This is a genomic window from Mycolicibacterium nivoides (genome assembly GCF_003855255.1).
GTDB classification, from domain to species: Bacteria; Actinomycetota; Actinomycetes; order Mycobacteriales; family Mycobacteriaceae; genus Mycobacterium; species Mycobacterium nivoides.
Genome location: NZ_CP034072.1, coordinates 3,679,393 through 3,693,334, shown reverse-complemented (window position 1 = coordinate 3,693,334; position 13,942 = coordinate 3,679,393). Strand labels below are relative to the sequence as shown.

Annotated in this window: 23 protein-coding genes; all 23 read left to right on the top strand. The window is 59.5% G+C overall.

The genetic code is table 11. The features are described 5' to 3' along the window. The first annotated feature begins 166 nt into the window (after nucleotides 1-166). Nucleotides 167-475 carry a hypothetical protein gene (locus EH231_RS18120; RefSeq protein ID WP_206429595.1) on the top strand — a complete coding sequence of 103 codons (309 nt, stop codon included), beginning with the start codon at nucleotides 167-169 and terminating at the stop codon, nucleotides 473-475. A gap of 476 nt (nucleotides 476-951) precedes the next feature. Continuing rightward, nucleotides 952-1,308, top strand: a complete 357-nt coding sequence (locus EH231_RS18115) for a hypothetical protein (protein ID WP_124713000.1) — start codon at nucleotides 952-954, stop codon at nucleotides 1,306-1,308. A gap of 190 nt (nucleotides 1,309-1,498) precedes the next feature. Then, entirely contained in the window at nucleotides 1,499-2,332 is an 834-nt protein-coding gene (locus EH231_RS18110; RefSeq protein WP_206429594.1) for a metallophosphoesterase family protein, read from the top strand. Continuing rightward, nucleotides 2,325-2,648, top strand: a complete 324-nt coding sequence (locus EH231_RS18105) for a hypothetical protein (RefSeq protein ID WP_206429593.1) — start codon at nucleotides 2,325-2,327, stop codon at nucleotides 2,646-2,648. Before EH231_RS18110 ends, EH231_RS18105 begins: the two co-directional genes overlap by 8 nt. A gap of 194 nt (nucleotides 2,649-2,842) precedes the next feature. Next, entirely contained in the window at nucleotides 2,843-3,088 is a 246-nt protein-coding gene (locus EH231_RS33920; RefSeq protein WP_164480708.1) for a hypothetical protein, read from the top strand. A gap of 37 nt (nucleotides 3,089-3,125) precedes the next feature. Continuing rightward, nucleotides 3,126-3,254 (top strand): hypothetical protein, encoded by a 129-nt coding sequence (locus tag EH231_RS34625; RefSeq protein ID WP_277425608.1) that lies wholly within the window; start codon nucleotides 3,126-3,128, stop codon nucleotides 3,252-3,254. A 106-nt stretch (nucleotides 3,255-3,360) separates the two neighbouring features. Then, nucleotides 3,361-4,305, top strand: a complete 945-nt coding sequence (locus EH231_RS18095; protein ID WP_241177761.1) for a membrane protease subunit, stomatin/prohibitin — start codon at nucleotides 3,361-3,363, stop codon at nucleotides 4,303-4,305. Nucleotides 4,306-4,486: 181 nt separating this feature from the next. Further along, nucleotides 4,487-4,912, top strand: a complete 426-nt coding sequence (locus EH231_RS18090; protein ID WP_124712995.1) for a hypothetical protein — start codon at nucleotides 4,487-4,489, stop codon at nucleotides 4,910-4,912. Then, nucleotides 4,912-5,151, top strand: coding sequence for a hypothetical protein (locus tag EH231_RS18085; RefSeq protein WP_124712994.1), 240 nt, complete (start codon nucleotides 4,912-4,914; stop codon nucleotides 5,149-5,151). Before EH231_RS18090 ends, EH231_RS18085 begins: the two co-directional genes overlap by 1 nt. Before the next feature lie 126 nt (nucleotides 5,152-5,277). Next, on the top strand, nucleotides 5,278-6,708 hold the full coding sequence (locus tag EH231_RS18080; protein ID WP_124712993.1) for a DUF2828 family protein: 1,431 nt from the start codon (nucleotides 5,278-5,280) through the stop codon (nucleotides 6,706-6,708). Between the two features lie 374 nt (nucleotides 6,709-7,082). After that, nucleotides 7,083-7,214, top strand: coding sequence for a hypothetical protein (locus EH231_RS34620; RefSeq protein WP_277425607.1), 132 nt, complete (start codon nucleotides 7,083-7,085; stop codon nucleotides 7,212-7,214). Beyond that, nucleotides 7,207-7,542, top strand: a complete 336-nt coding sequence (locus EH231_RS18075; RefSeq protein ID WP_124712992.1) for a hypothetical protein — start codon at nucleotides 7,207-7,209, stop codon at nucleotides 7,540-7,542. Before EH231_RS34620 ends, EH231_RS18075 begins: the two co-directional genes overlap by 8 nt. Continuing rightward, nucleotides 7,532-7,858, top strand: a complete 327-nt coding sequence (locus tag EH231_RS18070) for a hypothetical protein (RefSeq protein ID WP_124712991.1) — start codon at nucleotides 7,532-7,534, stop codon at nucleotides 7,856-7,858. Before EH231_RS18075 ends, EH231_RS18070 begins: the two co-directional genes overlap by 11 nt. Nucleotides 7,859-8,032: 174 nt before the next feature. Next, nucleotides 8,033-8,248, top strand: coding sequence for a hypothetical protein (locus tag EH231_RS18065; RefSeq protein ID WP_124712990.1), 216 nt, complete (start codon nucleotides 8,033-8,035; stop codon nucleotides 8,246-8,248). A 41-nt stretch (nucleotides 8,249-8,289) separates the two neighbouring features. Then, nucleotides 8,290-9,222 (top strand): hypothetical protein, encoded by a 933-nt coding sequence (locus EH231_RS18060; RefSeq protein ID WP_124712989.1) that lies wholly within the window; start codon nucleotides 8,290-8,292, stop codon nucleotides 9,220-9,222. Then, nucleotides 9,203-9,517, top strand: a complete 315-nt coding sequence (locus EH231_RS18055; protein ID WP_124712988.1) for a hypothetical protein — start codon at nucleotides 9,203-9,205, stop codon at nucleotides 9,515-9,517. The genes EH231_RS18060 and EH231_RS18055 overlap by 20 nt, the downstream gene beginning before the upstream one ends. Next, nucleotides 9,518-10,273: an ERF family protein gene (locus EH231_RS18050; protein WP_124712987.1), complete on the top strand. Its 756-nt coding sequence runs from the start codon at nucleotides 9,518-9,520 to the stop codon at nucleotides 10,271-10,273. It abuts the gene before it with no gap. 196 nt (nucleotides 10,274-10,469) lie between these two features. Further along, a complete protein-coding gene (locus EH231_RS18040) occupies nucleotides 10,470-10,742 on the top strand; it encodes a ParB N-terminal domain-containing protein (protein ID WP_124712985.1) in 273 nt (90 codons plus the stop codon). Between the two features lie 9 nt (nucleotides 10,743-10,751). Beyond that, the gene (locus tag EH231_RS18035) at nucleotides 10,752-11,111 is read left to right on the top strand and encodes a hypothetical protein (RefSeq protein WP_124712984.1); all 360 of its coding nucleotides are present in this window, start codon (nucleotides 10,752-10,754) and stop codon (nucleotides 11,109-11,111) included. Nucleotides 11,112-11,484: 373 nt separating this feature from the next. Further along, a complete protein-coding gene (locus EH231_RS18025; protein ID WP_124712982.1) occupies nucleotides 11,485-11,718 on the top strand; it encodes a hypothetical protein in 234 nt (77 codons plus the stop codon). Next, complete coding sequence (locus EH231_RS18020; RefSeq protein ID WP_124712981.1) at nucleotides 11,715-12,395, top strand: hypothetical protein; 681 nt, start codon at nucleotides 11,715-11,717, stop codon at nucleotides 12,393-12,395. The genes EH231_RS18025 and EH231_RS18020 overlap by 4 nt, the downstream gene beginning before the upstream one ends. Further along, complete coding sequence (locus EH231_RS18015; RefSeq protein WP_124712980.1) at nucleotides 12,392-13,657, top strand: replicative DNA helicase; 1,266 nt, start codon at nucleotides 12,392-12,394, stop codon at nucleotides 13,655-13,657. Before EH231_RS18020 ends, EH231_RS18015 begins: the two co-directional genes overlap by 4 nt. Nucleotides 13,658-13,677: 20 nt before the next feature. Continuing rightward, the gene (locus EH231_RS34810; protein ID WP_420891975.1) at nucleotides 13,678-13,908 is read left to right on the top strand and encodes a WhiB family transcriptional regulator; all 231 of its coding nucleotides are present in this window, start codon (nucleotides 13,678-13,680) and stop codon (nucleotides 13,906-13,908) included. The last annotated feature ends 34 nt before the right edge of the window (nucleotides 13,909-13,942 follow it).

Below are 13,942 nucleotides of genomic sequence, written 5' to 3'. Positions count from 1 at the left end.
TGGCGGCGCTGATCCTGCTGGGTGCCATCGTCCTTAATGATCTGTTCGCGGCGTGGCACGCATGAGTACAGCGCCCGTACAGAAACTCGGTTCTATTGTTTCCATATCCCCCGAAAACTACGTAGAGTTATTAGTAGAGGGGGAGGGGATGAGAAAGTTCCGAGACGTGATCAACGAAGCGCGAAAGGTCGCAATGTTGAATCCACTCGCACGTAACACCGGTAAGGGTTACTACGAGTACGGAGAGCCTTGCTGCTTCTTCGGTCACGTCTTGGAACGTCTCGGACTTCCCGTCGCCAAATGGGAAATTGCCCTCTTTAACACCTACACACTTGCTGAACTGCCCTGGCTACATTGGGGCATCGCAGAACCTAACGAATACCAGCGGCTATGGATCGCTAAGGTCCAAGCTGCTGCCGATAACGGGGATTCGTGGATTATCGCTATTGCGATGGCCGACGCGACTCTCATTTAGATTTCAGCTAAGCACCTGAGGCTGACTAAACAAATCAGCTGCACATTGTAGAAGTACCTAGTTCTATCTGTTGACCTATACGAAGTAACTCCGTTGCCGGAGCGTCTGTGTTCAGTGTCCAGACGGCAGAGTGGTTCGCCTGCAAGTAAGTCAGCATGAGTACGTCCGCACAATGAACCGGTCCCCTCTATATATGAGGCAGCCGGAGACGTGCGGGGTAGCGATACGCGGTTGGCACCTGAGGGTGACCGCATGAAAACGCTCTGGCGGGGTCCGTGACCTTATCTACGGGTCGGAGCATCCCAGTTCGATTCTGGGGTATCGCACTGGGCCGGGAGGTTGAGGCGCACGGCACTAACGGGCATTAGTGCTTGGGCGCGGGACGTAAGGGTGTGGCGTTCGCGCTGCCTTGTTTGCGCTCCCTCCCGGCCATTCTCTTAACCACCGATCACCACATCACCACGAAAGGGCGCGCTATGGCGGTTATCTATCTGGGTGAACCCACCGGGCCACGACTGCGGAGCGTGAGCCGGGAGAAAGAACGCGAGCTTGACGAATGGCTGTCAGACGCGCTTGAGCATGGCGGTCCGCGCGACCACGACATTCCCGTCAACTTCACGCGAGCACTAAGCGCCTTAGCTAAGCGGCGCGGAATCCAGTTCCACTTTAACTCCGACCGTATGCGGGTACGGGGCGAAGTGGTTTTGGGTAAGAACTTGCCCGGCTGTGTTGGCGGGTCGAAACGAAAGATTACGGCAGGCAACGAACGCGCAGAGGCTGCGAAACATGGGCAGCGCGTCGAACCCTGGAATATGCGGGATTGGCGTGAATGAGTTGACACCAAAGGTACAGGCGCTGTACCGTGATGACTGCGAGGAGTTCAGAAAGTGGCGAAGCAGTTTATTTGCCCGCTGGAATGTGGAGCCTCCTACTCCGAGGAGTACCAGCTTCACCTTCACGAATACGCATCCGAAAAGGGCATCCTTCCGACGTGTGGTCGGGGGGCCGAACGAAAGGCACGCTATGCCGGAGGCGATCACGCTGCAATCGGACTTGAGGCAGCCTGAGAAGCTAATGCTGGCCGGGGACTGGCACGGCAATCTGCCGTGGGCGTTCAAGGCGATCCACTTCGCTAAGGCGAACGGCGCAGACACGATTCTGCACGTTGGCGACTTCGGCTGGTGGGCACCGATTGAGCGGACGTTCCAGTTCCTCGCTGAGGTCGACAAAGAGCTTAAGACGACCGGCATTGACCTTCTGTGGGTCGACGGCAATCACGAGGACCACGCCTTTTGGCACCAGTTCAACAAGCCGGGGTCGTATCCGCTGACCACCATGTCTTACTCAAGCATCACGCACTTGCCGCGTGGCTTCCGGTGGAAGTGGTGGGGCGATACGTGGATGGCGCTGGGTGGCGCTCATTCGGTCGACCGGAGCTGGTCGACGGAGGGTGAAACCTGGTGGCCGGGCGAGTGGTTGCAGGACGACCAGCTTGAGTACGCCATGCGGCCCGGCAAGGTCGACATCATCGTTGCCCACGATGCGCCGACGAACGTCACCATTCCCGGCATCGTGCCCGGTAGGGCTATTTACCTGAACATCGGTGGTCTTAAGCGCCGGGTTCCGCAGGTGGACTTGCTTAAGGCCGAGGAGCACCGCGCTCGCATCCAGCAGGTCGTGGACACGGTTAAGCCGGTGGAGTTCTACCACGGCCATTACCACCGCGCTTATCAGTCCTTGGCGCGTCACGAGGGCGGCGGTTACACGTTGTGCCGTGGCCTGGATAAGGACGAAACCACGATGGCTAAGAACACCCATTTCATCACCGGAGGGACGCAGGATGACGACGATGACTGACCTTGCACGGGAGGTTGTCCTTTCACCCGACGGCAACTTGTCGGTCAAGGGGACCAACGTTTGGTTGCCATCCGATCCGGACGAGTTGGAGCGGGAGCGTCAGGTATGCGCGCAACGCTTAGCAGACATCTTCCAAGCTAAGCGCTACCTCCTTGAACAGGAGGACCGGGAGTACGGCGGTGCTATCGACTTCGCTATCCGCAAGGCCAACGAGGCGTGTGGTCGCAGCAATCAGGTTCTCTATCGGGACATGTCCAGCCGCGATAAGCGCTGGTGGGTGGCCTTCCTTAAGGCGGCGCGCCATGAAGGCGAGTGAACGGCTAGCGGAGCGTAACGACATTCTCGAAGTCATCGCTGAGATTGATTCCGAGTTGGCCGGGCTTATCGGCGTTAGGTCTTTCCGCGCGGCGCAGGAGGCGCGGGAAAAGTTGGATATCCGCCGGGGTTTGGAGGCGGAACTTAACTCGCTCGGGTTCAAAGCGCCTGAGCTTGACGAGAGGTTAAAGAACCGTGAGGTTACTAGCAGCAGTTCTGCTACTGGCGGTAATCGGCCTGGTGATCGTGGCGACGATTCAGTGGTTGCGAAACGCCGTATTGGACCGTCGCCTCAGGCGAGCTAACGACCCGTTGCAGTACCTCACCCGGCAGGAGCGCCGGGAACATGCGCGGGCGCTCGCTAAGCGCCACCTGTCGGAGCAAGACGAGGCGTATTACCAGCGCCTTAACGACATGCTTCGCGTCACCCCGATCCTGTAACTCAGGGTCACCCTCTAAGAAAGGTAATCGCACCAAAATGAAGAAGATCATGGAGTTCTTCGGTTTCACGTCGGCTGGCGCTTTCATGAAGGAGTGGAAGGCGCTGGACGAGACCGACCAGGCGCAGCTCAAGGCCGGTATCGAGGACGGCTCGCTGACCTACTAACCGCACTTCCCAACTAAGCCCCCACTGACTCCGGTTGGTGGGGGCTTTGTTGTGCCTTAAAAACAAATCCCTTTAGAAAGGAACCCTTACGTTGAATCGTAAGAAAGTGGCGGCTATCGCCCTGGCGGCGGCTGCCGTTCTTCCCGTTGTTGCGTGCTCTACTTCCGTCCCGGCTGGCGTGACTGCGGTCAAGGTGGAGGACTACGCGTTCATTCCGACCGACCCGACCGTCGAGGGCTGCATGAAGCCGGAAACGAACGAGTTTAATCCCATCGGCGGGTTCAAGGCGTACATGTACCCGGCGCGGCAGATCAGCTACGACGCTCTGGACGCGCAAGGTTCGGAGGCCCCGGCCACCGTCGTCGTGTCCAATGCGGCGGCTCCGGCTGAGCTTAAGGTGCCGGTGACGGTGACGTTCGACCTCACGTCGGACTGTGAGCTGCTTAAGCAGTTCCATCGGGACTTCGGTACCAAGTACCAGGGCTGGCTTAACGATGACGGCACCACTTCGCAGGGCTGGAAAGACCTGCTGAATTACGTCGTCGGCCAGCCGTTGCAGAACACGTTGGTGTCGATTGCGCAGAAGTATGAGTGGCGCAAGATTTGGAACGACGAGGCCGTGCGCGTCGAGTTCCAGAACGCGCTGCGCGAGACGCTGCCTAAGGTGTCGCGGGACCGTACTAACGGCGTCGACTACTTCACCAACTTTCAGGTGACGGTGATGAAGCCTGACCCGGTTGACCCTAACCTCAAGTCCGCGATCATTGCGGAACAGCAGGCCATCGCTCAGGCCAACGCGACTAAGGCGAAGGGCGTTGCTGACGCTGAGGCTGCGGAGGCTAAGGCTGACGCGGATGTTAAGGCCGCTGAGGCTCAGACCAAGGTGGCTGAGCAGGAGGCGCTTAAGCGTCAGGCTGAGGTGCGCGGTTACCCGTCCGTTGAGGCTTACCTTGACGCGCAGGAAATCGCCGCCAAGCGTGAGGCTATCGCGCGTGGCCTGAACCCGTACCCGTCGCCCATTGTGGCGGGCGTTGGCGCGACCGGTCGCTAATGCTTAGCCGCATTACACCGGGCGATAGGCGCTTTCTACTGATCTGCGTTGGTGTCATTATCGGCGTCCTGATCGGATTGGCGTTCCTCGCCTAACTAACCCTCCCTAGATGGGGCGCGCATATCTAGGGGTGATTAACGCACGCGCAACCTAAACCCTTTCATGAAACCTAAGGAAAAACATGTCCAAAAAGTCCCTGTTCAAGCAACCGGGTGTCGAGCAATTGATCCCCGGCGCGGACCTGCCGGTCGGCGTTAAGGTCACCGGGCGCAACATGCACGCCGTGTCCCTGCTGGCGTCGGTGAGCGGCGAGACGCTTGGTAAGCGGACCATCGTCAAGTCCTACTTTGAGGCGGACGGCTCGCTGTCGCACGTCCGGCTGGTTGACGAGGACGGCACCGTCGATATCAAGGCGGGCGACTACATGATGCTGAGCGACGACCGGGAGACCATCGTCATCGGCACCGCGCAGGAATACGCGGCCCTCAAGTCCGTGCTGCCGCTCGTCGTCGCTCTCGGGGATGCCTTCGCTAAGGCTGGCCCCGCGACCCTGACCGGCCTGCCCATTCTGGATGGGATGCTGGCGAGCTTCGGGAATATCTTCTGATGGCGCTGTTCAAAAAGGCTGCGCCCGTATTCGTCGCCCCTAAGTCCGTGGCTTCTATCACGGCGGGGCTGAGCGACACGCTCGCGGAGCTTGAGGCGCACGCCAACGACCAGGCCGAGCAGGTTTCGTTTCAGAACATGCTCGCGGCGCAGGCGCGGAACGCCGCTAAGGAGCATGAGGTAGAGCACGACAAGGCGCTCAAGGTGGCCGGGAACATTAGGGCGCTACTCGACGCATGATCAATTTCGTTTGGCGGAACCTGTCCGCGCTTCATTACTTCCGTAAGGAGCGCGGCAGGTTTCCCACCCTCGCTGAAATTCGTGATGAAACACGATGACACTACGACTTGCCCTTAAGGAGAACTAATGACGACGTTTTTGCAGAGCCTAAGCGGCCAGCTCAACACGACTCGCACGGAGAACGGCGATAAGGCGCATAAGTCGTCGCTTGATCCAGTGGTCGATTACTTCGGTTTGGCGGGCGCTATGCGTGACCGCGCCGAGGCGAGCGCTGATCTGTTTGAGAAGGCGTTCCGCGTTGACCCGCAGGCTGCGGTGCGGACCCTGTTCTATCTGCGTGATGTGCGCGGGGGCCAGGGGGAGCGTGACGTGTTCCGCGCGGGCATTAAGCGGCTGGGTGCCTTGTCGGCAGCCAAGCTGTCGCGCGTCGTTGAGCACATTCCGACGTACGGGCGTTGGGACGACTTGTTCGCCGCTGGGCCAGTCAATTGGGGGCCGATCCGCGACCTGATCACTGCGCAGTGGACCGCCGACGTTGCGGCCTACGAGCGTGGCGAGAAGGTGTCACTGTTGGCTAAGTGGCTGCCGTCCGATAAGAGCCGGTCCAACTTGGAGTTGGCTATCGAGGTCCGCGAAATGCTGGGTCTGACTCAGCGTGAGTACCGCCAGACGCTTAGCGCGCTGCGGGGTCGTATCGACCTGCTTGAGCACGCTATGTCGGAGGGCGTTTACGCGAACGTCGACTACAGCAAGCTCCCGGCGCAGGCGCACCGTAAGCACGTTAAGGCGTTCCGGCGCAACGACGGTGAGCGGTACCAGGCGTTCCTAGACGCGGTTGACCGTGGCGAGGCCAAGGTGAACACGTCGACCCTGTATCCGTACGAGCTGTACGACATGGTGCGGGGCGGCGATGCGGCTGCGGCTAACACGCTCTGGAACAACCTGCCGGACTACACGCGCCCCGGCCAGGACGCGATCGTTCTGGCGGACGTTTCAGGGTCCATGTGGGGTCGGCCTATGTCCGTGTCTGTGTCGCTGGCTTTGTACTTCGCAGAGCGCAACACAGGGCCGTATAAGGGCTACTTCATGACGTTTGCCTCTACGCCGGAGCTGGTGCAGGTGACCGGTAAGACGTTGGAGCAGAAGCTTCACGCTATCGAGCACTCGACTGGCTGGTGTGGGTCGACGGACTTGGAGGCGGCGTTCAAGGCGATCCTGCGGGCCGGTAAGCAGTCGGGCACCGTCCCGGCCACGCTCTACGTCGTGTCGGACATGCAGTTCAATCAGGCGCTCAACCGCGCCGACCTGAGCGTGTTTGAGTCGGCCAAGCTGGACTTCCAGAGGGCGGGCCTTGAGCTGCCGCACGTTGTGTTCTGGAACGTCAACGCGCGCCATGATCAGCTCCCGGCCACGATCCTTGACGGGAACGTGACGCTGGTGTCTGGCTTGGCGGCTACGACTTTCGGCATGGCTGTGGAGGGTAAGACGCCTCGTGAGCTGGTAAATGACGTGATCAATAGCGAGCGGTACTCGCAGATCAACGTTTACGGTTCCTAATGTTTCCGAATGCCGGGTGCCGCCCGGTATCGTAAAACTTGTGGACGCTAACAGCAATTAAAACTGTTGCGGATAACAAAGAAATGCGTCCAGTTAAAACGTGTGGACTCCTACAGCAATTACAACGCTTCCACTGTTAATGGCGAGGTCTGGGTTCGAGTCCCAGTAGCGGCCCTGTGTCGCTGTAGCTTAAGGGCAGAGCGCGTATGCAAAAAACGGAGTCCAGTTAAGCGGCTGTGGTCACTAACAGCAACTAAAACATCTTCCACTGAATAGATAACAAATGTGACCAGTTCCGCCGCGCAATACCGCTCCCGGTCCAGTCTAGCTGACTAACCGGGGGCGGTTTTTTGTTGCCTTGAGGGAGGACTTACATGCCTGGACCAATGTCCGCGCCCAACGGAAACGCGCTGATCACCTACAGCGCCGAGGCGCGCAAGAAAGCCGGTCGGACCGGCAAGACGGAGCTTGTGAAAGCCCGTAAGGGGGAGAAGAAAAATGCGTAAGGGAATCGTCGCCGCAATGCTCGTCGGCGCGTTGTCGCTGGTCGGGTGTGCCACCCAGAATCAGCACTGGGAGCGCGGCTGCAAGGTCCAGTCAAAGGACATGCTGTACGGCAGCGACAGCGAGGGTGCCACTAAGCGCACTAAGCGCATTAGCACCACGTGCGGGGCGTTCGACGTTGAGGACGCTATCGAGGTCGGCCACATGAACAGCTACGACCTGTGGGCCAAGCTCGAAGAGGGCAAGTCCTACGACCTCAAGGTTGGCGGGCTGCGTAACGGGTTCTTCTCGATGTTCCCGACCGTCTTGGAGGTTAAGGATGCCGGTTAGCGTTAGCGAGGCGATTCTTCGCTACAAAGAGGCGCAGGCTAAGAAGCGGGGCGAGACGCTGCCGGAGAAGTTCTACCGGGTGCCTAACCGCCGGTCTATCCGCGCGCACCGTTTCGGCGGGTTCCGTGAGGGCTTGGGCAGCGGCGATTCGTTCGTCCTGGTGAGGCCGTACCGGTCGCGTATTCAGCGCGGTAAGTCGCGCCCCCAGCCGCGTGGCCAGATCGTTAAGCGGGGGTTTAAGGATTACCTCGAAAATGGTCCGGACGCCGACCGGGGCAAGGTCACTGGCTGGACGCAGAAGATCGACGCATGGTGATGCCGTCAAAGAATCTTGTCAGCGTCCTACTTAACGATGGACAGAAGTTCGACTTTGTATCAAAGACTCTGCCGCAGGAAAGTGCGGCGGGGTCGCTGACCATCATGCTTACCGATTCGTACCTGTGTTACGGGCCGGGTCGTTGGATTAGCTACGGAGTTAAGGAACACAAAGATGGCTAAAGTCGGCACTGTTTATCGCAAGGATTACGAACCTGATTGCGGCTGTGGCGCTGGTCCATGTTTCGACATGTACGTCAAGACGCTGGATGGTTGGCTTCTGGTCGACCAGTACGGCCCTCAGGGAATCGTTAAGGGAATCGCGGCCTGCAAGCCGTGGAAGCGCGCTGCCGGGTTTGTCCGGTTCCCGCCGAAGGTTAGCGAGGATTAATCACTGATTATCAAGTAAAGCGCGACTACTGGGACCGTCCGATGGTTTACCCACCGGACTTCCAGGGTCCGCTAACGGGGGAATGGCGCGAAGGCAGGGGGCGCGATGGAAAGCAAAAGCGCTGGTGGTACTCCAAAGACGCCAAGGGATATAGCCGGGCGTCCGGTGCGGGCAAAGGTCTCGACACCAAAGATGGGCTTATCGACTGGGCAGCCTGTCAGGCAGCCGTTGGCATCCTCTTGGACGCCTCCGCGCGCTCAGAGGTCGCAACGCTTATCAACGAGTACGACGCCGACCCCTGGTACAAGGGAGACGACGGCGGCACCCGCTCCGGCAAAGAGCGGCTTAAAGCTGCTGTTGAGCAAGCGCGTAACACTGCCGGTCAGCACACTGCTGCTAGCGCTGGCACTGAGTTCCATAAGCTCGGTGAGCTTCGCAATAAGGGCGAAACGCCACGCGTAGTTCAGGAGCACCTTAAGGCCCCGCTCGCGCAGTACGACAAAGCGGTTGAGCCTATCGAGTTCATTGATCAGGAAATGCTGATCGTTAACGACAAGCTGGAACTGTGCGGGTCGGTCGATTACCTCATGGCGTTGCCGCCGGGGATCACCACGCCGGACGGCGTTAAGCACAACCAAGAGCTTGTCGTCGTGGGCGACCTTAAGACGGGCCGCTGGGACGCTAAGCGCCCTATGGGTGTGACGTGCCAGTTGGCGGCTTATGGGACGGGTCTGCGTTACGACCAGGAGACGAACACTCGGACTCCGCTGCATAACCAGATCAATGACAAGTGGGGAGTGATGGTTCATTTCCCAATCATGACTAAGAACCCTCAGGTCAAGTTCTATTGGGTTGACCTTGAGCTGGGTTTGCAGGCGGCGATGCTCGGTAAGCAAGTCGAGGCTACGCGCCGCGTTTTCAATTCTAAGGATTCAGAGCTTAAGGAGTTGAGCCTTGACCGTTATCAGTGGTAGCCGGGAGACCAGCTTGGCGGCGTACGCGTCGCTGGATAAGGACTATCTGCGGGAGTCGCAGAAAGCAGTGCTTAAGGCGCTGGGCCGGTTGCGTAAGGGCGGTACCGATACGGATATCGCGCGGGTTTACAACCGGTCCAAGTGGGGCGCGGTGCTGCCTCAGTCGCCTTCGGGTCTGCGGACTCGTCGGTCTGAGCTGGTGCGGCAGGGGCTTGTGGTGGATACCGGCGCGCGTAAGCGGCTGGCGAGTGGTCGTCAGTCCGTGGTGTGGGCCAAGGCAAAGAACGGGGCGTAGTTGACCGCAACCAAAGCTGAGTTGGAGACCGCGCTAGCGGAGTCCGACGCCAAGATCGAGTCCCTTGAGGAGGAGCTTAAGAACGCTCCCCAGTGGGACAAGTCCGAGGTCCCCACCGTCTTTGAGGCGTGGAACCTCGTCATGCGGGACGTGCAGTCCATTCGCAAGGATTCGTACAACCAGGGCCAGAAGTTCAATTTCCGTGGCATCGACGCGGTAATGAATGCGGTTGGCCCGGCGCTGCGCGCGCATGGCGTGACGGTTGTTCCTCAGGCGCGCGCTCATGACGCGGAGCGTTACCAGACCGCTAAGGGCGGTCAGATGTGTAACCGGACCGTGGAAATGGGTTTCCGTGTGTATGGGCCTGCCGGTGACTACTTCGACGGTAAGGCGTACGGCGAAGCTGCCGACTCCGGCGATAAGTCGATGACTAAGGCCGAATCGGTCGCGCTGCGGACGTTCCTGCTGCAATCGCTGATGATTCCTACGGACGATCCGGACCCTGACGCTGAGTCGCATGAGCGGGCCACTCCGGCTACCGCCGCGCGGATGCAGCCTCCCGCGCCGGTCGGGAACGCGGATTCCGCTACGGCCCGCGCGAAGCTGCGTGAGCTGGCGACCGCTAAGAGCTGGGACTTGAACGGCATCGCTAACAAGTTCGCGGAGCACAACAAGGGTCGGGAGCTTAAGGACGCCACTGCCGAAGAGGTCACGGCGTTTACGAACCTTCTAGAGACAGGGGCGGTCACCGTCTAATGTTCAACAACACGATTGCAGGTATCCCTGTGGAGCTGGTCGACGCTCCACAGGGCATCGTGGTTCCGTGTGAGCTTTGCTTCGTTAAGGAGGCTGAGTTCGCGGTCGGTTCGCACGATCACAAGCTGGTGTGCGAGGGCTGTCTTGATTACGGGGACTCGCGCCGGTTCTGGAATCTGGAACCGAGGCAGGCGCTTTGAGCGATGTCAAATCTCAGGTGTTCGATGCGGACACGTTCATCGGCATTTACCAGCCCGGCGATAGCGACCACGGCTGGCCTAACGAGCTGCAATACCTCTGGACGGCAGACCAGGCACGTACCTTGGCGCTGCTTGACGAGGTTGTCTCGTCGGGTGGAATCACTAAACCGGTTTCGGTTGGCCCCGATAAGCGGGTTTGGGATGGGCACCACCGCGTAGCTATCGCGCTGGCTTTGCGCATTCCTTTGCCGGTTGAGTTCGTCAAGTAAGGGGGAACGTTGAGTGAGTACAATCCGGTCTCCGTAGAGCAGGACATCTTAGCGACCGTTAACGATATCTCGGCAGGGATTATCACGGCGCGGGATTCTCACGAGAAGAAGCTAGAAACGGAGCGCGCATATAAGCGTGCTTACGCTCGGGCGTTCATGGCCCATAAGGGTCCGCAGACTGAGAAAAAGGTCGCGGCGAACATCGTTGATGAAGTCATGACCGCCGAAGATGAGCGGGACGCGTGGGCTGTCGCTTACGAGTACGCGAAGGACAACAACCGGGCGCTTAGCTCGAAGTTGGACGCTATTCGTTCGGTGGGCGCTTCGGTGCGTCAGGCGTATGCGAATGCAGGCAGGGGTGAGTGGTAATGGATGACTCCCAAGTGTGGGCGGTGGTTTGGACCGTCGTGTTCATCCTGTTCGTCCTAGCCCTTGTCTGAGGCGAAATGCCGCCGTCTACTCAAGGTCCGCTCTGAGGGCTTCTGTGAGCGATGTACCCGGTGGGGCAACCTCACCCTTCACCATCGCCTCAAACGCTCTCAGGGCGGCTTGTGGACGGCTGAAAACTGCGTCCTGGTGTGCGGTCACGGTACGACCGGCTGCCACGGATGGATTGAGCACCACCCAGCCCAAGCGGAAACGCAGGGCTGGCATGTGCGCCCTTGGCAAAACCCTGCTGAGATTCCCCTGCTTTGGCGGGGGTCGACGTGGGTTCTCTTAACCAACGATGGAGGGATTCAGCATGTCGAGAAACCTCAAGGTGCTCCTGGCAGCATTCGGGACGGCTTTAGCTATGACCGCGTGCCAGCCGAGCGCTGAGAACGGGATCAGCACCGACTCTGGCACCAGCTCCGGCGACTCCGGCTCAGGCTTCGTTATCAGCCCTAAGGGCGGTATCGGTATCGACCTGGGCGGCGGTATCCACCTGGACCCGTCGACCGGCGGCATCGGCTTCGGGGGCCTCCCGCTGGGATGAGCGACTTCGGGAAAATCCACCGGAAGTTCTGGGACCACCCAAAGGCTAAGCAGGCCGGTAACGCTGCGCTTGGCCTTTGGGTCAAAGCCAACGCGTGGACTCGGGATAACCGATCCGGCGGGTTCGTCCCGCGCGATGTGGCCCTAGAGCTGGGAACACGCGACGAGGCTAACGCACTGGTGAAAGCCAGGCTTTGGCGCAGGGTCGATAAGGACGGCGAGTTCATCGGCATTCAGTTCAACGACTACGAGCACTGGAACGACGACGTTGAGCCGAACACCGAGGCGGGCAAGCTGGTCCGGAAGGTAATTCCGGAATCCCACCCGTTCGCTATCCGGCAACAGCTAGTCAAAAAGACGGCTGAGCTGCTGCGTGAGGGTATCGACCCAGAAATTTTGGAACGTGCGCTTAACCTCTGGCTCGCTAAGGACTTCGGGCCGGGCATTCTGCCCAGCTTGGTTAGTGAGGCGCAGAAAGAGGCGCAGCGCGCGGCCACACTTAGGAACACGATCACTGAGTGCCTTAAGACGGGGCAGGTTTCGCCGCTTAAGGCTTACGGATATATCTTCTCGCCTCCCGTTCCGCCGGATGGCCTTGACGTGAGTGAGCGTCGGGTTTGGATGGACCGCGCTAAACGGGATTGGCTGAATGAACTCCGTGGAAGGGTTGCAGCTTGACTGAGGCACAGCCACCTAATGATCAGACTGCCGAGCAGTGCGTTATTGGGTCGCTGCTCTTGTCGTCTAAGGCGCTTAACACGCTTTCGACGTTAATCACGGTCGAGGACTTTTACCGTCCGATCCACGCCGATATCTTTGCGGCGGCGATGGGCCTGCTGGCAGCCGGTGAGGCTGTCGACGCAATGACCGTCGCTAAGGAACTAGAGACGCGCGGCCAGCTCCGCAGGATCGGCGGGGCACCGTACCTTCTGACCTGCATGGAGAACACGCCTACTGCTACTAACGCCGAGGCGTACGCGCGGATGGTTCTCGACAAGGCCAAGCTCCGGCGCATGGCTGAGCTGGGCAACCGGCTTAAGCAACTGGCCTACGCCGAGACCACGACGACCGACGACGTTGCCTGCCTGATGGGGGAGGGTGAGAAGTTCTTCCGCCAGGAACACGAGCCGGACGACCGGGCGCTCGAGTTCGGGCAAATGATCGCGTCCTGGGAACACTGGCAGACAACCGCAGAGGGCTATATCAAGACACCTTGGGAAGCGCTCAATGCACGCCTGAACGGTGGGCTACAGCGCGGCAGGCTCTACACCATTGCCGCCAGGCCGGGCGTCGGAAAGAGTGTCGCTGCATTGCAGCTAGCGAGCAATGCAGCCTTTTGGGGTTTCCCGTCCGCATTCTTCACGCTGGAAATGTCGACCGACGAGGTTACTTCGCGGTTGATGGCTGCCGGGTCGAGCGTCGACTTCTCAAAGATCATGCGTAAGGACTTGGACCTTACGGACCGCGAGAAGATCGACAATTTCATTAAGCTGAACGACGCCATTCCGCTACAGGTCGTGGACCGGGCAACGATCACCACGGAGCAGATCGTGGCTCACTGTCGGGCAATCGGAAACCTGGGCGTCGTAGTCGTTGACTACCTGCAATTGGTTAAGCCGTCCGATAGCAAGGTTTCGCGCGAGCAGCAGGTGTCGCACATGTCGCGGTCGCTAAAGATTGCGGCGCGTGAGCTTAACGTGGCGATGGTCCAGTGTGCGCAGTTGAATCGCGGTCCCGTTAAGGACGGTAAGCCGCGTGCGCCGACTATTGCGGACCTCCGCGAGTCGGGAGCGATTGAGCAGGATAGCGACGTGGTTCTCCTGTTGCATAACGACGAGGACGATCCCGGCATTATCCAAATGATCATCGGTAAGAACCGGAATGGCCGAATGGGCGATCTGGCTCTGAATTTCGAGGGCCACTACCAGAGGATCACGTGAGCGTTGATATTAAGGCCCTGATGGAAGGTAAGCCGCTGCGTTGGCAAGACGAGGCGGTTTGCGATAACGACGACCGTTTTACCGGTCGGGTCGAAACGCTTAGCTGGCGTGACCACGTTGAAATGCGGCTCTTGTGTGACAAGTGTCCGGTGTTTAACGAGTGCGCTAAGTGGGCTGAGCGTGAACAGGTAATCGAGGTATTCGCGGCGGGGCAATGGAGGTACCCGAGTGAGCACGTTTACGCCAGTTAGAGACCGCTGTTCAGGTTGCGGCCAGTCGACTTAT